Annotated in this window: 15 protein-coding genes; 9 read left to right on the top strand and 6 right to left on the bottom strand. The window is 71.4% G+C overall.

Features of this window, described 5'->3' with window-relative positions; all coding sequences use genetic code 11:
* The first annotated feature begins 140 nt into the window (after window positions 1–140).
* Window positions 141–4,748, top strand: a complete 4,608-nt coding sequence (gltB, locus tag JO379_RS08985; protein WP_245381417.1) for a glutamate synthase large subunit — start codon at window positions 141–143, stop codon at window positions 4,746–4,748.
* Complete coding sequence (locus tag JO379_RS08980) at window positions 4,741–6,201, top strand: glutamate synthase subunit beta (protein ID WP_130877280.1); 1,461 nt, start codon at window positions 4,741–4,743, stop codon at window positions 6,199–6,201. The genes gltB and JO379_RS08980 overlap by 8 nt, the downstream gene beginning before the upstream one ends.
* Window positions 6,202–6,347: 146 nt before the next feature.
* On the opposite strand, the gene JO379_RS08975 is transcribed toward JO379_RS08980, so the two are convergent.
* The 4 genes from JO379_RS08975 to JO379_RS08960 all read right to left on the bottom strand — a co-directional run bounded on the left by JO379_RS08975 (window position 6,348) and on the right by JO379_RS08960 (window position 9,815).
* Window positions 6,348–7,019, bottom strand: coding sequence for a LamG domain-containing protein (locus JO379_RS08975; protein WP_130877279.1), 672 nt, complete (start codon window positions 7,017–7,019; stop codon window positions 6,348–6,350).
* Entirely contained in the window at window positions 7,016–8,209 is a 1,194-nt protein-coding gene (wecB, locus tag JO379_RS08970; RefSeq protein WP_209514539.1) for a non-hydrolyzing UDP-N-acetylglucosamine 2-epimerase, read from the bottom strand. Before wecB ends, JO379_RS08975 begins: the two co-directional genes overlap by 4 nt.
* Window positions 8,210–8,400: 191 nt before the next feature.
* The gene (locus tag JO379_RS08965) at window positions 8,401–9,654 is read right to left on the bottom strand and encodes a glycosyltransferase (RefSeq protein WP_130877277.1); all 1,254 of its coding nucleotides are present in this window, start codon (window positions 9,652–9,654) and stop codon (window positions 8,401–8,403) included.
* Window positions 9,651–9,815, bottom strand: a complete 165-nt coding sequence (locus JO379_RS08960) for a hypothetical protein (protein WP_209514537.1) — start codon at window positions 9,813–9,815, stop codon at window positions 9,651–9,653. The genes JO379_RS08965 and JO379_RS08960 overlap by 4 nt, the downstream gene beginning before the upstream one ends.
* 368 nt (window positions 9,816–10,183) lie before the next feature.
* On the opposite strand from JO379_RS08960, the gene JO379_RS08955 reads away from it, so the two are divergent.
* Complete coding sequence (locus JO379_RS08955) at window positions 10,184–12,184, top strand: DUF2334 domain-containing protein (protein ID WP_209514534.1); 2,001 nt, start codon at window positions 10,184–10,186, stop codon at window positions 12,182–12,184.
* On the top strand, window positions 12,181–13,272 hold the full coding sequence (locus JO379_RS08950) for a glycoside hydrolase family 113 (RefSeq protein WP_209514532.1): 1,092 nt from the start codon (window positions 12,181–12,183) through the stop codon (window positions 13,270–13,272). The genes JO379_RS08955 and JO379_RS08950 overlap by 4 nt, the downstream gene beginning before the upstream one ends.
* A 153-nt stretch (window positions 13,273–13,425) precedes the next feature.
* Here JO379_RS08950 and JO379_RS08945 read toward each other — a convergent pair whose 3' ends face one another.
* On the bottom strand, window positions 13,426–14,298 hold the full coding sequence (locus tag JO379_RS08945; protein ID WP_130877274.1) for a hypothetical protein: 873 nt from the start codon (window positions 14,296–14,298) through the stop codon (window positions 13,426–13,428).
* A 294-nt stretch (window positions 14,299–14,592) separates the two neighbouring features.
* Here JO379_RS08945 and JO379_RS08940 point away from each other — a divergent pair, with 294 nt between their 5' ends.
* The 5 genes from JO379_RS08940 to JO379_RS08920 all read left to right on the top strand — a co-directional run bounded on the left by JO379_RS08940 (window position 14,593) and on the right by JO379_RS08920 (window position 19,329).
* Entirely contained in the window at window positions 14,593–15,393 is an 801-nt protein-coding gene (locus JO379_RS08940) for a S1 family peptidase (RefSeq protein ID WP_242625986.1), read from the top strand.
* Window positions 15,394–15,702: 309 nt separating this feature from the next.
* Window positions 15,703–16,503: a hypothetical protein gene (locus tag JO379_RS08935; RefSeq protein WP_209514530.1), complete on the top strand. Its 801-nt coding sequence runs from the start codon at window positions 15,703–15,705 to the stop codon at window positions 16,501–16,503.
* Between the two features lie 202 nt (window positions 16,504–16,705).
* Complete coding sequence (locus tag JO379_RS08930; protein WP_130877271.1) at window positions 16,706–17,383, top strand: response regulator; 678 nt, start codon at window positions 16,706–16,708, stop codon at window positions 17,381–17,383.
* Entirely contained in the window at window positions 17,380–18,540 is a 1,161-nt protein-coding gene (locus JO379_RS08925; protein WP_130877270.1) for a sensor histidine kinase, read from the top strand. Before JO379_RS08930 ends, JO379_RS08925 begins: the two co-directional genes overlap by 4 nt.
* Before the next feature lie 93 nt (window positions 18,541–18,633).
* Window positions 18,634–19,329 (top strand): MBL fold metallo-hydrolase, encoded by a 696-nt coding sequence (locus JO379_RS08920; RefSeq protein ID WP_130877269.1) that lies wholly within the window; start codon window positions 18,634–18,636, stop codon window positions 19,327–19,329.
* A 27-nt stretch (window positions 19,330–19,356) separates the two neighbouring features.
* On the opposite strand, the gene JO379_RS08915 is transcribed toward JO379_RS08920, so the two are convergent.
* Complete coding sequence (locus tag JO379_RS08915; RefSeq protein WP_130877268.1) at window positions 19,357–19,755, bottom strand: VOC family protein; 399 nt, start codon at window positions 19,753–19,755, stop codon at window positions 19,357–19,359.
* Window positions 19,756–19,830: the final 75 nt, after the last annotated feature.

Raw genomic sequence — 19,830 nt, 5'->3', positions numbered from 1 at the left:
TCCAGGGACACCCCGCCCCGCGCACACGGTGTCCACATGGTGGAACGAAGTAGCCCGCTTTTCGAGAAGCGGGCCATCCTGTAACCTGCACCAAATTCTTTCGCAGAGGGCCAACGTCGTCCCTCGGCACCGCAAATGCCATGACGACGACGGGAGAGCCGATGCGCCCCTTTTTTGCCGCATCCCACCCCGCCCAGCAGGGGATGTACGACCCGCGCAATGAGCACGACGCCTGTGGCGTGGGCTTTGTCGCGACCCTGACCGGCGAGGCGAGCCATGCGCTCGTGGAGCAGGCCCTCACCGTCCTGCGCAATCTGGAACACCGCGGCGCCACCGGCTCCGAGCCCGACTCCGGCGACGGCGCGGGCATTCTTATGCAGGTCCCCGACGCCTTCCTGCGCGAGAGCGTCACCTTCGACCTCCCCGAGGCCGGCGCCTACGCCGTCGGCATCGCCTTCCTGCCCGCCGATGCGGACGGGACGGGCCCGCAGGCCGACGCCGCCGTCTCACAGATCGAGACCATCGCCGCCGAGGAGGGCCTCACCGTCCTCGGCTGGCGCGAGGTCCCCGTCGCCCCCGAGCTGCTCGGCAACGGCGCCCGCGCCACCATGCCCGCCTTCCGGCAGCTTTTCGTTTCGGGCCAGCACAGCGTTTCGGACGGCAGGAGCGAGGGCGTCGCCCTCGACCGCAAGGCCTTCGTCCTGCGCAAGCGCGCCGAGCGGGAGGCCGGTGTCTACTTCCCCTCCCTCTCCGCCCGCACCATCGTCTACAAGGGCATGCTCACCACCGGGCAGCTGGAGCCGTTCTTCCCGGACCTCTCCGACCGCCGCTGCGCCACCGCCATCGCCCTGGTGCACTCCCGGTTCTCCACCAACACCTTCCCCTCCTGGCCGCTCGCCCACCCGTACCGCTTCGTCGCCCACAACGGCGAGATCAACACGGTCAAGGGCAACCGCAACTGGATGCGGGCCCGCGAGTCCCAGCTGGCGAGCGAGCTGTTCGGGGACCGGGACCTGGCGCGGATCTTCCCCGTCTGCACCCCCGACGCCTCCGACTCGGCCTCCTTCGACGAGGTGCTCGAACTCCTCCACCTCGGCGGACGCTCACTGCCGCACAGCGTGCTGATGATGGTCCCCGAGGCCTGGGAGAACCACGCCTCCATGGACCCGGCCCGGCGCGCCTTCTACCAGTACCACTCCACCCTGATGGAGCCCTGGGACGGCCCGGCCTGTGTCACCTTCACCGACGGCACCCTCGTCGGCGCCGTCCTCGACCGCAACGGTCTGCGCCCCGGCCGCTACTGGGTCACCGACGACGGCCTCGTCGTCCTCTCCTCCGAGGTCGGCGTCCTCGACATCGACCCCGCCAGGATCGTCCGCAAGGGCCGCCTCCAGCCCGGGAAGATGTTCCTCGTCGACACCGCGCAGCACCGCATCATCGAGGACGACGAGATCAAGGCGGAGCTCGCCGCCGAGCAGCCCTACGCCGAATGGCTGGAGACCGGCCTGATCGACCTGGCCGACCTCCCCGAGCGCGAGCACATCGTGCACACCCACGCCTCGGTCACCCGCCGCCAGCAGACCTTCGGCTACACCGAGGAAGAGCTGCGCGTCATCCTCGCGCCCATGGCCAAGTCGGGTGCCGAGCCCATCGGCTCGATGGGCACCGACTCGCCCATCGCCGCCCTCTCCGAGCGCCCCCGGCTGCTCTTCGACTACTTCACCCAGCTCTTCGCGCAGGTCACGAACCCGCCGCTGGACGCCATCCGCGAGGAACTGGTCACCTCGCTGATCTCCTCCCTCGGCCCGCAGCGCAATCTGCTGGAGCCGACCGCCGCGTCCTGCCGCAGCGTCACCCTGCCCTTCCCCGTCATCGACAACGACGAGCTGGCCAAGCTCATCCACATCAACGCCGACGGCGACCTGCCCGGCCTCAAGGCCGCCACCCTCTCCGGCCTCTACCGGGTCAGCGGCGGTGGCGAGGCACTCGCCGCCCGGATCGCCGAGATCCACGCCGAGGTCGACGCCGCCATCGAGGACGGCGCCCGCCTGATCGTCCTGTCCGACCGGCACTCCGACGCCGAGCACGCACCGATCCCCTCCCTGCTGCTCACCTCCGCCGTCCACCACCACCTCATCCGTACCAAGCAGCGCACCCAGGTGGGCCTGCTGGTCGAGGCCGGTGACGTCCGCGAGGTGCACCACGTCGCGCTGCTCGTCGGCTACGGCGCCGCCGCCGTCAACCCCTACCTGGCGATGGAGTCCGTCGAGGACCTGGTCCGGGCCGGCACCTTCCTGCCCGGCATCGAGCCCGAGACCGCCATCCGCAACCTCATATACGCCCTCGGCAAGGGCGTGCTGAAGGTGATGTCCAAGATGGGCATCTCCACCGTCGCCTCCTACCGCGGCGCGCAGGTCTTCGAGGCCGTCGGCCTCGACGAGACCTTCGTCGACACCTACTTCCACGGCACCGCCACCAAGATCGGCGGCGCCGGACTGGACGTCATCGCCCAGGAGGTCGCGGCCCGCCACGCCAAGGCCTACCCGGCCACCGGCATCGCCGCGACGCACCGCCGACTGGACATCGGCGGCGAGTACCAGTGGCGCCGCGAGGGCGAGCCGCACCTCTTCGACCCCGACACGGTCTTCCGCCTCCAGCACTCCACCCGCTCCCGGCGCTACGACATCTTCAAGCAGTACACCGAGCGCGTGAACGAGCAGGCCCAGCGGCTGATGACCCTGCGCGGGCTGTTCTCCCTCAAGACCGACCGCACCCCCGTGCCCCTCGACGAGGTCGAGCCCGTCAGCGAGATCGTCAAGCGCTTCTCCACCGGCGCCATGTCCTACGGCTCGATCTCCCGCGAGGCCCACGAGACCCTCGCCATCGCCATGAACCAGCTGGGCGCCAAGTCCAACACCGGCGAGGGCGGCGAGGACCCCGACCGCCTCTACGACCCGGCCCGGCGCTCCAGCATCAAGCAGGTCGCCTCCGGCCGCTTCGGCGTCACCAGCGAGTACCTCGTCAACTCCGACGACATCCAGATCAAGATGGCGCAGGGCGCCAAGCCCGGCGAAGGCGGCCAGCTGCCCGGCCACAAGGTCTACCCCTGGGTCGCCAGGACCCGGCATTCCACCCCCGGCGTCGGCCTGATCTCCCCGCCCCCGCACCACGACATCTACTCCATCGAGGACCTCGCCCAGCTCATCCACGACCTGAAGAACGCCAACCCCGCGGCCCGTATCCACGTGAAGCTGGTCTCCGAGGTCGGCGTCGGCACGGTCGCGGCGGGCGTCTCCAAGGCCCACGCCGACGTCGTGCTGATCTCCGGTCACGACGGCGGCACCGGCGCCTCCCCGCTGACCTCGCTCAAGCACGCCGGCGGCCCCTGGGAGCTCGGCCTCGCCGAGACCCAGCAGACCCTGCTCCTCAACGGCCTGCGCGACCGCATCGTCGTGCAGACCGACGGCCAGCTCAAGACCGGCCGCGACGTGATCATCGCCGCTCTCCTCGGCGCCGAGGAGTTCGGCTTCGCGACCGCCCCCCTGGTCGTCTCCGGCTGCGTCATGATGCGCGTCTGCCACCTGGACACCTGCCCCGTCGGCATCGCCACCCAGAACCCGGTGCTGCGCGAGCGGTTCTCCGGCAAGGCCGAATTCGTCGTCAACTTCTTCGAGTTCATCGCCGAGGAGGTCCGTGAACTCCTCGCCGAGCTGGGCTTCCGCACCCTGGAGGAGGCCGTCGGCCACGCCGAACTCCTCGACACCGCCAAGGCCGTGACCCACTGGAAGGCCCAGGGCCTGGACCTGGCCCCGTTGCTGCACGTGCCCGAGCTGCCCGCCGGCGCCGTCCGCCACCGGGTCACCGAGCAGGACCACGGCCTGGCCAAGGCCCTCGACAACGAGCTGATCAAGCTGTCCGCCGACGCCCTCGCCGCCCGGTCCGCCGAGGACGCCCAGCCCGTCCGGGCCCAGGTCGCGATCCGCAACATCAACCGCACCGTCGGCACCATGCTCGGCCACGAGGTGACCAAGAAGTTCGGCGGCGCGGGGCTGCCCGACGACACCATCGACATCACCTTCACCGGCTCCGCCGGCCAGTCCTTCGGCGCCTTCCTGCCGCGCGGCGTCACCCTGCGCCTGGAGGGCGACGCCAACGACTACGTCGGCAAGGGCCTCTCCGGCGGCCGCGTCGTCGTCCGCCCCGACCGCGGCGCCGACCACCTCGCCGAGTACTCCGTCATCGCCGGCAACACCCTCGCCTACGGCGCCACCGGCGGCGAGATGTACCTCCGCGGCCGCGTCGGCGAACGGTTCTGCGTCCGCAACTCCGGCGCCACCGTCGTCGCCGAGGGCGTGGGCGACCACGGCTGCGAGTACATGACGGGCGGCCGGGCCGTCGTCCTCGGCGAGACCGGACGCAACTTCGCGGCCGGCATGTCCGGCGGCGTCGCGTACGTCATCGACCTGGACCCCCACAACGTCAACAAGGAGCTGACCGCCGCCGTCGACACCCTCGACGCCGACGACCAGCGGTGGCTGCACGACGTCGTGCGCCGCCACCACGAGGAGACCGCCTCCACCGTCGCGGCCAGGCTCCTCGCCGACTGGGACACGGCCGTGACCCGCTTCAGCAAGGTCATCCCGGCCACCTACAAGGCAGTGCTCGCCGCCAAGGACGCCGCCGAGCGAGCGGGGCTCTCCGAGACGGAGACCCACGAGAAGATGATGGAGGCGGCGACTCATGGCTGACCCCAAGGGCTTCCTGACCACCGGCCGCGAGGTCGCCCGTACCCGCCCCGCCGGCGAGCGCGTCAAGGACTGGAACGAGGTCTACGTCCCCGGCTCACTGCTGCCGATCATCAGCAAGCAGGCCGGGCGCTGCATGGACTGCGGCATCCCGTTCTGCCACAACGGCTGTCCGCTCGGGAATCTCATCCCCGAGTGGAACGACTACGCCTACCGCGAGGACTGGCAGGCGGCCAGCGAGCGGCTGCACGCCACCAACAACTTCCCCGAGTTCACCGGCCGGCTGTGCCCCGCGCCGTGCGAGTCCGCTTGCGTGCTGGGCATCAACCAGCCCGCCGTCACCATCAAGAACGTCGAAGTCACCATCATCGACAAGGCCTGGGACTCCGGTGACGTCACCCCGCAGCCGCCCGAGCGGCTGTCCGGCAAGACCGTCGCGGTCATCGGCTCCGGCCCGGCCGGCCTCGCCGCCGCCCAGCAGCTGACCCGGGCCGGCCACACCGTGGCCGTGTACGAGCGCGCCGACCGCATCGGCGGTCTGCTGCGCTACGGCATCCCCGAGTTCAAGATGGAGAAGCGGCACATCAACCGCCGTATCGAGCAGATGCGCGCGGAAGGCACCAAGTTCCGTACGGAGGTGGAGATCGGCCGCGACATCGACGCCGCGAAGCTGCGCAAGCGCTACGACGCCGTCGTGATCGCCGCCGGTGCCACGACCTCCCGCGATCTGCCCGTCCCCGGGCGCGGCCTCAAGGGCATCCACTTCGCCATGGAGTACCTGCCCGTCGCCAACAAGGTGCAGGAGGGCGACCTGACGGTCTCCCCGATCAGCGCCGAGGGCAAGCACGTCGTCGTCATCGGCGGCGGCGACACCGGCGCCGACTGCGTCGGCACGGCCCACCGCCAGGGCGCGGCCTCCGTCACCCAGCTGGAGATCATGCCCAAGCCGGGGGAGGAGCGGAACCCCGGCCAGCCCTGGCCCACCTTCCCGATGCTCTACAAGGTCACCAGCGCGCACGAGGAGGGCGGCGAGCGGGTCTACTCCGTCTCCACCACCCACTTCGAGGGCGACGAGGACGGCAACGTCCAGTGGCTGCACCTGGTGGAGGTCGAGTTCACGGGCGGCAAGCTCGAGCAGAAGCCCGGCACCGAGCGCCGCATCCCCGCCCAGCTCGTCACCCTCGCCATGGGCTTCACCGGCACCGACCGCGAGAACGGCCTCGTCGAGCAGTTCGGCCTGGAGCTGGACGAGCGCGGCAACATCGCCCGCGACGGCGAGTACGCCACGAACGTCCCCGGCGTGTTCGTCGCCGGTGACGCCGGCCGCGGCCAGTCGCTCATCGTCTGGGCCATCGCCGAGGGCCGCTCCGCGGCCCGCGGCGTGGACCGCTTCCTGACCGGCACCAGCGCCTTGCCGGCTCCGGTCCGCCCGACGGACCGCGCGCTGACGGTCTGACGCGGCCCGACTCCCGGCGGCTTTCGGCCCGCCGGGCCCCACACACGCGGCACCCGCCTTTCCCCGACCGGGGGCGGGTGCCGCGCTCTTTCCGGGACTCAGCCCCCGACGAGCACGGGGCAGGCGACGGGCCCCCGTGCCCCTCGTCAGCCCGCCGGTTCCCGGGCCACCAGATCCCGGAACTCCACGCGCGCGTCCTCCGTGTAGACCCCCACGTTCCCCTTCAGCAGCGGGCGTTCGCGGTCCTCGAAGGCGACCAGGCCCCGGCCGTCGACGCTGACCTCCATCCGGGCCCCCCGCTGGGCGACCCGGACGTCGGACCACGAGCCGATCGGGTACTTCCCGCCCCCCGTCGCCAGGAAGCGCTGGCCCCCGGGATAGGCGGGGTCGCGCTTGCCCAGTTCCCAGCCGTTCGGCTTGAGGGTGATGTAGTAGAAGTGCTCCGGGTCGGTGTAGGCCCAGACCAGCCACGGCACCTCCCACGGATTGGGCCGCGGCACGCGCAGTTGGGCGACCGTCCGCATCCTGGACCGGAAGTCCACGTCCGTGTACACCGCGGTGGAGACGATCAGCCCCGCGTGGGTCTCCTCGGGCACCCGGGACGGCATGGGGGACAGGGTCAGGGCGTCGTCGCTGCCCACGTTGTCCCCGTGGCCGTCGAACACCGACCGCCACGGGCCGTGGACCGAGCCCTCGGCCCACGGCCGGTCCGGTGCGTCGTCACCGCCTCCCCACAGCCCGGCCACCGCGAAGGCGGCGCCCACGAGCACGGCGGCGGCGAGCAGGGTGAGACCGAGGAGCCGGTGAACTCTCGTCATGCCGTCGAGTATGACCCCGGACCGTCGGGCCGACTGGCGATCAGCGGACCCGACGGCGGTTCCGTTTCCGCGTCCGCCCCGAAGTCCTCGGCGAGTTGGGCCACGATCCGGTCGGTGGCGTGCCCGTCCCCGAAGGGATTGCCGGCGGTCGCCATCCGCTCGTACGCCTCCGCGTCATCCAATAGGTGGATGGCCGCGTTGAGGATGACTTCCGGCTCGGTGCCCACCAGCCGTGCCGCGCCCGCCTCCACGGCCTCGGGCCGCTCGGTGGTCGTCCGCAGGACCAGGGCCGGCTTGCCGAGGGACGGTGCCTCCTCCTGGATGCCGCCGGAATCGGTCAGGACGAGGTCGCAGGCGGCGAGGGTAGCGGAGAAGTCGAGATAGCCCAGCGGCTCGACGACGCGGATGTTCGGGTGGTCGGTCAGCTCCGGGAGCAGCGCGTCACGGACGGCCGGGCTCTTGTGGAGCGGCACCACCATCTCCACGTCACCGCGGTCGGCGAGCCGTCGCATGGCCTTGCCCATGGCCCGCATCTTGTCGCCCTGGTTCTCCCGGCGGTGCAGGGTGAGCAGGGCCCGCCGCAGCCCGGTGCGGAAGAGGTTGTTCCCGGTGCCCTCCTCCAGCACCCACAGCAGGTTGTCGATGACGGTGTTGCCGGTGGTGAACACCTGGGTGGCGGGGACGCCCTCGGCGGTCAGGTGCCGGGCGGCGCGGGGCGTGGGCGCGAAGTGCCAGCGGGCGAGCCGCCCGATGAGCCGGCGGTTGGCCTCCTCGGGGAAGGGGTTGTCCAGCACCCCCGTGCGCAGCCCGGCCTCCACGTGGGCGACGGGGATGTGTTCGTAGAACGCGGCGAGCGCGCCGGTCAGCGCGGTGGTGGTGTCGCCCTGGACGATGACGAGGTCCGGGCGGTGCTCGCGGACGACCTCGCCGAGGCCGTCGACGAGGCGGGCCGTCAGTTTCGACAGCTCCTGCCGGTCGCGCATCACGTCGAGTTCCGTGCGCACCTCGACCCGAAGGAGGTCCAGCATCTGGTGCAGCATCTCGCGGTGCTGGCCGGTGGTGACGACGATGGGGTCGAAGAGCGGGGAGGCGGCCATGGCACGGGCCACGGGCGCCAGCTTGATGGCTTCCGGGCGGGTGCCCAGTACGAGCATGGCCCGTACGGGCGCGCTGATGATGTTCGGGGACATACGGTCTCCCTAGGCAGGGTGGTGACTGCGGGCGGATGTCGGGCGGTGGGTGCGCGCGGCGCCGACGTGCACGGAGTCGATACGCGTGGGGTCGACGTGCGCGGGGCCGGGTGTCTGTCCGGCGGGTCTCCGGGTGGCAGGTGCCACCGGTGCCGGGCGTCGGGAGCCCGCGAAGAACCGCCGGACAGGCCCTAGGTGCGCGCGGTCTTGAGCCAGGTCTGCTTGCCGGTGAGCATCCGCCACAGGCCCATCCATCCGGCGGCGAACCAGATGTAGCCGTAGAAGATGAAGACGTGCGAGAGCAGGATCGCGCGCAGCAGCCCGAGGTCGCGCTCGCGCCGGTGGTAGACGAACCCGTACGCGTACGCCGCCGTGAAGGACAGGACGTACGGCCCGAGGATCCACATCGGGGAGATCAGCGGGTGTCCGGCCTGGACGGAACCGACGACGGTGCCGGCCGTGGCGACGAGGAAGGACAGCGGCAGCAGTGAGGTGAGCAGGATCAGCACCGGGCTGGAGAGGTGGTAGAGCAGGTCCAGCGCGGGCCGGGTGGGGATGTCGCGCAGGATCGTCGGCACCAGCCCCGCCGACTGCAGATGGCCCTGGAACCAGCGGGACCGCTGGCGCACCAGACGGCGTACGTCGAGGACGGCCTGCTGGGAGACCGCCGCGGCGGTGCAGTGCTGATTGGTCCAGCCGTGCGCGATCAGCCGCACCCCGAGGTCGAGGTCCTCGGTCAGGGAGTCGCTCCACGGGCCGCTGCCGTCCTCGCCCATGAGGCTGTCGAGCGCGGCGAGCCGCATGAACTGGCCGTTGCCGCCCATGCCGACGCTGCCGATGTAGCGGCGGGCCTTCTGGAAGATGTCGCCGTAGATCACGAACTCCATGTCCTGGAGCCGGGCGAGCAGGCCCTTGTCCCGGTTGTACATCCGGACACCGATCTGGGTGCCCCCGGTACGCGGGTTGTCGAAGAAGGGGTCGACCGACTGGACCACGTGCTGGTCCAGCCGGCCGTCCGCGTCGACGACGCAGACGATGACGTCGCGCGGGTCGTGGCCGTCGAGGATGCCCGACTCGCGGAGGTGGCGAATGCCGTTGTTGAGAGCCGCGCCTTTTCCTTTACGGGCGTCCGGCAAATGCCGCTGGAGCAGATGGACCCGCTCGGGGTCGGCGGCCCGCGCGATGGCGGCGGTGCCGTCGTCCGAGGCGTCGTCGATGACCAGGGCGATGAATTTACCGGCTGGCAGGGCAGTAATGCGGGCGAGGCTCTCGGCGAGCACCGTCTCCTCGTTCAGACAGGCGAGGAGAAAGATATAGAAACGCTCCTCCCGGGGACCGCGTTTGCGTCGGATTCGGCGTCTGGAGAGAACGAAGAGCGTGGTGTTGTAGCCGCCGGCCATCACGATGATGGCAATGCTGGCCCAGATGAGGATTTCGGAGATCATGACCGTTCACCGAGATTTCGCACGGCGAACCACAGTTTGACCGATATAAGAGTCAGCGCGATCGCGCAGTAGAGCAGGAATCCGGCCCCGGCGGCTTCCTGCAGTCCCCGGGCAAAGGGGATGCCCGGCAGCGCCTCAGGAGCCGCCGTCAGCCCGGCCATAGGCAGGACTGTCCCCAGAGCGGGTTTTCCGTACATGGGTTCCCCCCCATTTTTCGCCTCGCTTGAGGCGTGCGCAGGGAAAGTATCAGACTCAACCGGTCTTCTTGTCGGACTTGGTGGGAGTTGTTTGAACGGAATCTCAAATTCTCCGGACCTAACGGTTATTAGGCCTGCTGAGGCGAGTGTGTGACGGATGTGATCTATGGTCTGTACCAATCCCGCTGTCGGGAAATGAAAGCTCTGGATCGGTGTTGTCTATTGACACCGGTCAAACCTCACAAGAAGAATCTGTCAACTGTCGGGCCTCCGAACTCCCGGAGGTGGCGGCAAGGGTTCGTGAAAGAGGGGGGAACCGCACGGTGAGGAAAATGAGAAGGAGATCGGGGATTTCCCGGATCTCCATCGTCTTCGTGATTGTCGCCGCCCTATGGGGCGGCATAGCGCTTTCCGGCGCACAAGCGGCAAAGGACCCGGGTGACCGCCGGTGGCCGCAGCATCTGAAGGGCATCAACCCGGTGTCGCTGTCCGGCCCCAAAGCCGCGGAGCTGAAGGCCTGGGCCAAGGCCCGCCTCGCCAACGACAAGAAGCGCCGCGCGGGCACCCTCGCCGTCCGGCCCGCCGAGCCCACCGAGCCCACCGTGCCGACCGCACCCGCCAAGCCCGCGGCGGGGCCCGTGGCGCGGCCCGTGGACAGGCCCGCCATCACTCCCGCCGTCAAGCCCGTCGTCAATCCCGCGGCGCGGCCCACGAGTTCGTCCGGGGCCACCACCACCCGCACCGCGCTCTTCACGAAGCCGGCCGCTCCCGCCAAGGCGGTGACGCGAGCCGTCCAGGCCGCCGTCCCCGCCGGGACCACGGCCCTCGTCCTGTACGACACGGCAGGCCCCTACGGGCACCTCGGTGAGCTGTACGCGATGGCCGCGGCCAACCTGGCCGGCCACTTCGGCACCGTCACCGCCAAGCCCGTCTCCGCCTACACCCGCGGCATGGTCGAGCAGTACACCGCCACGGTCTACCTCGGCTCCACCTACTACGGTGGCTCCATCCCCGACGCGATTCCCGCCGCCTTCTACCAGGACGCCCTGGCCACCAGCCGGCCCGTGACCTGGATCGGCGACAACATCTGGGGCATGGCCAACGCCGTCGGCGTCTCCGCCTTCCAGCAGGCCTACGGCTGGGACCCCACCAACTCGTACTACGAGCAGGGCGGCACCGTCGGGCGGATCGACCGCGTCGACTACAAGGGCCAGCGACTGACCCGGAAGATCCCGACCGGCTTCGACAGCGGAGTGCTGCACCCCGCCCTCTCCACCGGCCCCGGCTTCCCCCAGGTCACCCAGCTCGCCGAGGCCACGGACGCCATCTCCGGCGACACCAGCCCGTGGGCGATCCGGTCCCGCAACCTCACCTACGTGGGCGAGATCCCGTTCAGCTACGTCTCCGAGACCGACCGCGTCATCGTCTTCGAGGACCTGCTCTTCGACGTGCTCGCCCCGCAGACCGCCGAGCGGCACCGGGCCTTCGTCCGGCTGGAGGACATCAGCCCCGAGGCCGACCCGGCCCAGCTGCGGACCATCGCCGACTACCTCCACTCCGCGAAGGTCCCCTACGGGATCAACGTCATCCCCGTCTACACCGACCCCAAGGGCGCCTACAACAACGGCGTACCCAAGACCTCCACCCTGGCCCAGCGCCCCCAACTCGTCGCCGCCATCAAGTACATGCTCGAACGCGGCGCGGTCCTGATGAACCACGGCAACACCCACCAGTACGGCAACGTCGCCAACCCGTACAACGGCGTCACCGGCGACGACTTCGAGTTCTTCCGCGCCCACGTCGACGCCGGCGACAACGTCGTCTACGACGGGCCGGTCCCCGAGGACTCCACCGTCTGGGCCCAGAGCCGCATCACCGCGGGCCTCGCCGCCTTCACCGCCGCGGGGCTGCCCAGGCCCACCCTGTGGACCACCCCGCACTACGCCGCCTCCGCCACCGACTACCGCGTCTTCGGCAAGAACTTCTCCGCCCGCCTCGAACGGTCGCTGTACTTCGCGGGCACGCTGAGTGGCGGCACCGTGAATCCCGGCCGGTACATCGGCCAGTTCTTCCCGTACGCGGTGAAGGACGTCTACGGTACGACCGTGCTCCCCGAGAACCTCGGAAACTACGAGCCCGAGCCGTACAACAACCACCCGGCCCGGCTGCCCGCCGACCTGATCAACTCCGCCAAGGCCAATCTGGCGGTGCGGGACGGCGTGGCCAGCTTCTTCTACCACCCGTACTTCGCGGTGGGCCCGCTCAAGCAGACGATCGAGGGCATCCGCGCCCTCGGCTACACCTTCGTCGCCCCCGCGGACCTCAGCCAGTGAGTGCGAAGAAGGGGACGGCCGCCCTGCTGGCGGCGGCCGTCCTCTTCCTCGCCGCGTGCCAGTCCGACGGCACGGCCGGACGGGACGCGCCCACCGGCCGGGCGACCGCCCGCGGCGGAACACCCGACGCCAGGAAGGTGAGCGGACTGCGCGGCATCACCCTCCCCTCGTGGAACACCGACGACTACAGCAGCCCCGAAGCCGCCGGCTATCTGCGGCAGATCGCGGCCACCGGCGCCCGCTGGGTGACCTTCACCCCCACCTGGTACCAGGGCCGTGTCACCGACTCGAAGCTGCGCACCACGGACGAGACCGCCGACGACGACAGCCTGCGCCACATCATCGGCCTCGCCCACGCCGCCGGCCTCAAGACGATGCTCAAGCCGCACGTCGACCTCGTGCGGGGCGGCGACCGGGCCGGGATCCGGCCCCGCGACCCCGACGCCTGGTTCGCCGCGTACGAGCACTTCATCACCCACTACGCGCGCCTGGCCGCCGACACCGGCGCCGAGCAGCTCGCGGTCGGCACCGAACTCGCGGGCACCTCCGGCGACGGCCCGCGCTGGCGGCGGGTCATCGCCGCCGTCCGCGAGCGCTACCGCGGCCCGCTCACCTACGCCGCCAACTACGACGAGTACCAGAAGGTCCCCTTCTGGAAGGACCTCGACGTCATCGGCATCGACGCCTACTGGCCGCTGGCCGGCAAGGCCACCGCCGACCCCGCGCGGCTGCGCCGGGCATGGCAGCCGATCATCGGGGAACTGGAGGCTTTCGCCGCCCGCCGGGACCGCAAGATCCTCTTCACCGAGGCCGGTTACGTCAGCCAGCGCGGCACCACCACCGCCCCCTACTCCTGGACGATCAGCAAGCGCGCGGGCGAGGACGAACAGGCCGCCGCCTACGAGGCGCTGCTGTCGGCCTTCGACAAGAAGCCGTGGTGGGCCGGGGTCTGCTGGTGGATGTGGGACGACTGGCCCGACAGCGGCGAGACGGCCGAACGGCTCGCCTACACCCCGCACGGCAAACCCGCCGAGAAGGTGCTGCGCCGCTGGTGGTCGCCCGCCGGCCCGTCCGGCGACCGGGGGTGACGGCCCGTCGAGTCTGACGCCGGCTCGGGACAGCCCGGCACGCTCGCCGCGCTGTCGCAGACGTCCGGGCGTGCCCGTCACGGGACGGCCCTCCGCCGTGCGGTCGCGTGCCCGGATGCCGCTCGCAGGTCCGCCAAGGCCCGCCGCACGGCACTACGTATCGCAGTCCAGCACCGTGCGGCACAGCCCGCACCGCGCGCGCAGCCGTCCCTGGACCGGCAGCCGGATGCGCTGGTGGCACGTCGGGCAGGGAAAGCTGACGCGCGGCGGGTCATGGCCCTCGAAGGCGTAACCCTCGGCAGCCGAACCGCGCGCGGTACGGCGGTCCCGGGTGTAGCGGTGGCGGCCGAGCCGCCCGGCGGCGGCGAGCGGCGGGCGCCGCTCGTCCCGGCGCGCCCGGGCCAGGCCCTTGGTGTACGCCTCGTACGCCTGCGGGCTGGTGAACCAGGGGGAGGGGTCCTCGTCGAAGACCAGCGCGCGCTTGGCGAGGACGTAGCCGAACTCCTCCGGGGTGAGATAGCCGAGCTTCTGCGTCGAGACCGAGGACTCGCGGTAGGCGTCGAGCAGCAGCCAGCCCGCGCCGAGATAGGCGGCCGCGGTGTCCGTGAGGATCTCGTTGTCGCGGGTGCCGGGGAAGGCGAGGTCCAGGCGGTGCAGATAGACGTGCATCACCTCGTGCGCGAGGGCCGCGCCGATGTCCTCGCGGTGGGACTTGAAGCGTGAGTTGAGCTCGATGAAGTACTCGGGCCCGGCGGCGAGTTCGATGCTGCCCGCGTGCCGCATCTCACGGAACGAGACGATCATCCGGGCATCGGGCAGTCGCAGATGCCGCACCATCGCGCCGGCGACGCGCTGCACCCCCAGATACGGGTCCTCGTCGGCCGAGAAGGCCACGTCGACGGGGAGCACGCTCGCACCGAAGGTCCGCACCGTATCGGGGGAGAGCCGCTTGTACAGCGCGGTGATCGCGGTGCGCACGGTCTCGAGGTGCGGGAATCCGTGCTCGATCTCGATGTCCGACCCCACCCCGTGCCCCCCGCCGTCAGGTCCACCGGCCCTGTCCCACTCTACGGGCGGGGGCTCCGCACGGAAGGGGACGCAGCGAGACCTGCCCGAGACGGCTGCGCCCGAATGTGACCGCATGAGACTGGCTGAGACCGGACCTGACTGAACTCGACTGGCCGAAAGGCCACCCTTGTTGCTGCTGTCACACGCCCTCATAATCGCACCGCGCTCCGAAAGGGCATGTCCGGATATCGGATTGACATGATCCTGACAATGATCCCGGTGGGAGCGCAACCTCCCACGAAAGGAAGCACGTTGCGCAATTACCTCAAGGCGTTCAAGAGAGCGGCAGCGGTCGGTGCGGTCGCCCTCGCCGTGTTCAGCCTCCAGCCCGGCAGCGCGCAGGCGGCCCCGGACCCGGGCCCGAGCCCCACCCCCGGTGTCGTCGGCGGCACCCGTGCCCAGCAGGGCGAGTTCCCGTGGATGGTGCGGCTGTCCATGGGCTGCGGCGGTTCCCTCTACACCAAGCAGATCGTCCTCACCGCCGCGCACTGCGTGAGCGGCAGCGGCGCGAACACCTCGATCACCGCCACGGCCGGTGTCGCGGACCTCAACTCCACCTCGGCGATCAAGGTCAAGTCGACCCGGGTCCTGCAGGCCCCCGGCTACGACGGCCAGGGCAAGGACTGGGCGCTGATCAAGCTCGCCAAGCCCATCGACCTCCCCACCCTCAAGACCGCCGACACCGACGCGTACAACTCCGGCGACTTCACCATCGCCGGCTGGGGCGCCAACCGGGAGGGCGGCAGCCAGCAGCGCTACCTGCTCAAGGCCACCGTCCCCTTCGTCGACGACGCCACCTGCAAGAACGCCTACAGCAACCTCGTCGACGACGAGGAGATATGCGCCGGGTACCTGCAGCAGGGCGGCGTCGACACCTGCCAGGGTGACTCCGGCGGTCCGATGTTCCGCAAGGACAACGCGGGAGCCTGGGTCCAGGTCGGCATCGTCAGCTGGGGCCAGGGCTGCGCGCGCCCCGGCTACCCCGGTGTCTACTCCGAGGTGAGCACCTTCGCCGCCGACATCCGCAGCGCCGCCGCGAGCCTGGGCGGCTGACCCCGCACCAACCCCGCTGACCTGGTGTTCCAGGGCGCTCGCGGCCTCGTCGGCGAGCCGCTGCCCGAGCACCGGGTACGACGTGAGACGGCCCGCCCGCGCGACTTCGGTATGACGCGGACGGGTCCTCCTCATCCTTTCGGCCGAGGTGGGACGGGCCGAGAATGGGTCGGACAGTCGAGGTGTGGGACGGATAAATGTCCGTAACGTGAGGGGCGTGGTGCGGCGGCTGCCGAAAGGCGACCGGAACCGGCGTGATCCTCCGGAGCCCGGCACCGCGGTCCGAGCCGTACGAACGGAAGGCACTCCGTGTCCGCCCAGTCCCGCATCGTCGCCGTCACCGTCCTCACCGCAGCCACCGGCGCGGTGCTCTGGCCGGTGGCCGGCGCCTTCGCGGCGGACAAGGACCACCGGCCCGCCGCCCGCACGGTCACCCAGCAGGTGCTGCTGCCCGACGGCAGCCGGGCACGCCTGCACTCCGGCAGCGCCGGCGCGAGCGTCGACGTGATCTCCCGCGGCACGCGGCGGACCCTCGACGCCACCCGCCCGGCGGCCGACGCGGGCCGCCTGCACCTGCGGATCCTCGGCGGCGACGGCACCCACCCCACCCTGCGTGCCGCGCTCGACGGGTCCCGGCTGACCCACTACTACGACTTCGCCTCCGGCTCCCTGCGCTACACGCCCGACGGCTCCGACCTGGACCGTCCCGCCGCCACCGGCGACACGCTGAAGGACTACCGGCGCGGTGCCAGGACGGCCGCGGCCCCCGCGACCCACGCCGCCCCGGCCGGCGACGCGACCCGCGCCGACCTCCGCACGGAGCGTCACACGGACGCGAGCGGCGATCACGCGGACAGCCGCACGGGCAGCCGCACGGACGACAGTGAGAACGGCGCCGCGGTCAGCGGCAAGGACGACGGCACGCAGCACGGGACGCGCCTCGCCACCTCCAGCAACCCCGTCAAGCGCGTCGTCCAGGCCGGCGCGGCCATCAACGGCCGGCACGACATCGGCGCCCCCGCCCTCGCGGGCGCCGTCCTGCTGACCCTCGGCGGCGGGGCGTACGCCGTCCGCTTCGCGGTCCGCCGCTCCGGCCGCGCCGACGCCTGAGCCGGGCCCGTCCTCCGCGGCCACGCTGCGGTTGCGGCACCACGACGCCCCCGGTGACATGGAGGGACCGCCCCGGCCCGGGGCGCGCACCCTTCCGGCACCGACGACCCATCACACCCGAGCGGGCGGCCTCCCCGCGTACCGACCGGCACGCGAGCCGAACGCAGGCAGAACGCAGGCGAAACGCAGGCAAGGGGACAGCATGGCGATCACCGTGGTCATCGCGGACGACCAGGAAATGGTCCGCACCGGCTTCCGGATGATCCTGGAGAGCCAGCCCGACATCGACGTCGTCGCCGACGTCGTGGACGGCGAGGCCGCGCTGGCGGCCGTCGAGGAACACGAGCCCGACGTGCTGCTCCTCGATATCCGCATGCCCAAGCTGGACGGCCTGGAGGTCACCCGCCGACTCTCCGCCCTCGCCGCCGCGCACCCCGAGCGCCGCCGGATTCCGCGCATCGTCATCGTCACCACCTTCGACCTCGACGAATACGTCCACACCGCCCTCCGCAACGGCGCCTCCGGCTTCCTCCTGAAGGACGCCAGCCCCGCCATGCTCGTCGAGGCCGTCCACGCCGCCGCCGTCGGCGACTCCCTCATCTCGCCCGCCATCACCGTCCGGCTGTTGCGCGACATGGCCCCCGGCGCCACGGCGAGCCCGGCCCGGCAGCCGTCCGAGCCGCTCACCGAACGCGAGGCGGACGTCGTCCGCTGTCTGGCACGCGGCGCCACCAACGCCGAGATCGCCTCCGAACTGTTCGTCTCCCTGTCCACGGTGAAGACCCACCTGGCCAATGTGCAGCTCAAGCTCGACGCCCGGAACCGCGTCGAGATCGCGGCCTGGGCCTGGGAGAGCGGGCTGGCCACGGGCGGCTCATGAACACAGTGGCCGGGTGGGCCGCCCGGCACCCCCGGCGCGCGGTGGTCGCGAAGGCGGCCCTCGGGGCCTTCCTGCTCTTCCTCGTCGGCTTCGAGTCCGTCACCCTCGCCCGGCAGCCCAGCCCACCGCACGCCGTGGTCCTGGCCTCGGGCGTCGCCGTCTGTCTGTGCGCCGTCCCCTACGGCTGGATCCCGCTGGAGGTACGGGCCGCCGTCGCCGTCGCGGTCTCCTGGGGCACCACCGTCGCCCTCACGGCCGGCCCGCACCCGACCGTCGTGTGGGGCATGGGCGAGGCCATCGCCCTGCTCGTCCTGCTGACCGCCGTCGTCCAGCGCTCCACCACCCAGAAGGCCGCCGTCCTCGGCCCGATGCTTGCGACCGCCTGCGTCGCCGCCCCCATGCGCGACCTCCACCCGGGCCGCTTCACTGCCCTGTTCGCGGTGCTCACCGTCGTCGTCGGCACCTACTCCCTGCTGCTGCGCAACCAGTCCGGGCAGCGGGTGCGCGACCTCGCGGCCGTGCGCACCGCCGAACGGCTCGAACTCGCCCGGGAACTGCACGACCTCGTCGCCCACCACGTCACCGGGATCGCCGTGCAGGCCCAGGCCGCCCGCTTCACCTCCCTCGACGGCCGGGCCGCCGCCGCGGCGTTCCAGCGGATCGAGACCTCGGCGAGCGAGGCCCTCGGCGCGATGCGACGGCTGGTCGGTGTCCTGCGCGAGGGCGACGCCGAGACCGAACCCGTCGCGGGCCTGCCCGAGGTGCGGGCCCTGACCGAGGCGTTCGCCCGCACCGGCCCGCCCGTCGTCCTCTACATCGAACAGGGCATGGAGTCCTGGATCCCCGGGGAGGTCGCGGCGGGCGTCCACCGCGTCGTCCGCGAGGCCCTGACCAACATCCGCAAGCACGCCGCCGACGCCACGGCCGTACGCGTCGGGGTGCGCGGCGTCGCCGAGGGCGTCGAGCTGCGCGTCGCCGACGACGGCAAGAGCGCGGCCGGGCTCGCGGAACAGGCCCGGGGCGGCGGCTTCGGCCTGGTCGGCCTCAGCGAACGGGCCAAGGCCATGGGCGGCCGGCTGCACGCGGGCCCCGCGCCGGAGGGTGGCTGGGAGGTCACCGCCCTCTTCCCCCTGGACCGACGCCCGACCCCTTCGTAGGGCCCCGCACGCGGGCGGCCGTTCGCCCCGGGCTCAATCCGCCCTGGGCTCAAACCATTTGGGTGCGGCTCCGTGATCATTAACGTCATCCCCATGGACATCACTCACGTCACCCCGGACATCCGGATGCTGCGCTTCGCCGTCGGCCAGGCCTACGCCGTGCGGCTGCCCGACGGCTGGGCCCTCGTGGACACCGGCATCGCCGGATCCGAGGGGGACATCCTCGACGCCCTCGCCGGCCTCGGCTGCGCCCCCGGCGACCTGCGCGAGATCGTGCTCACCCACAGCCACGGCGACCACACCGGCTCGGCCGCCGCCCTCGCCGCAGCCACCGGCGCGCGCGTGCTGGCCGGCGCCGCCGACGCCCCGGTCATCCGTGGCGAGGCCCCCGAACCGCCGCCCGTCCTCCTCGACTTCGAAGTCCCCCTCCACGCGTCCATCACCCCCCATGTCCCTCCGGCCCCGCCGTCCCCCGTCCACCGCGAGCTCGTCGACGGCGACACCCTGGACTGGGGCCAGGAAGCGCGGATCGTCCACGTCCCCGGCCACACGGCGGGCAGCGTCGCCGTGCACCTCCCGGCGGCCAAGGCGCTGTTCACCGGCGACACCATCGCCTCCCACGAGGGCGCCGCGATACTCGGCATCTTCAACGTCGACCGGGAGCGGTCCATCGCCTCCTTCCGGCGTCAGGCCGCCCTCGACATCGAAACCGCCTGCTTCGGCCACGGCGACCCGATCGTCCAGGGCGCCGGCGACGCCCTGCGCGCCACCGCGGCGAACCTGCGCTGACTCTCCGGGGGGCCGTCGGCCCCCCGGTCAGCCCTGCCCGTCGGCCTTCAGCTCCTGCCCGTAGCAGAGGCAGAACGGATGGCCCGCAGGGTCGGAGAACACCCGGAATCCGGACCGCTCACCCCCGCTGTCGTGGAGGAACGTCGCCCCCAGCGCGATCACCTCACGCTGCGCCCGCTCCATGTCCTCGATCGTGGGAACGTCGAAGTCCAGATGCATCTGCTGCGGATGGTCGGGATCCGGCCAGCGCGGCGGCCGGTGGTCCTCAGCGAGCTGGAAGGCGATCCGACGGCCGTCCTCGGCGGTCAGCCACACCCACTCCGGGTCCTTGTCGTCGACCCGCCAGCCGAGGATCCCGGCGTAGAAGGCCGCCAGCGCGGCCGGGTCCGGACAGTCGATGACGGTGCACTGAAATTTCGCGATCATGCGGTGATCCTGCCCGGTCCGGGCCGATTGTCCACGCACCCGGGCCACCCGGCCCGCATTTGTCCAACAGCCGCT

The organism is Streptomyces syringium (genome assembly GCF_017876625.1).
In the GTDB taxonomy this organism is placed as follows: domain Bacteria; phylum Actinomycetota; class Actinomycetes; order Streptomycetales; family Streptomycetaceae; genus Streptomyces; species Streptomyces syringius.
The sequence above is the reverse complement of the archived record's forward strand: the minus strand, read 5'-3'. Positions and strand labels throughout refer to the sequence as shown.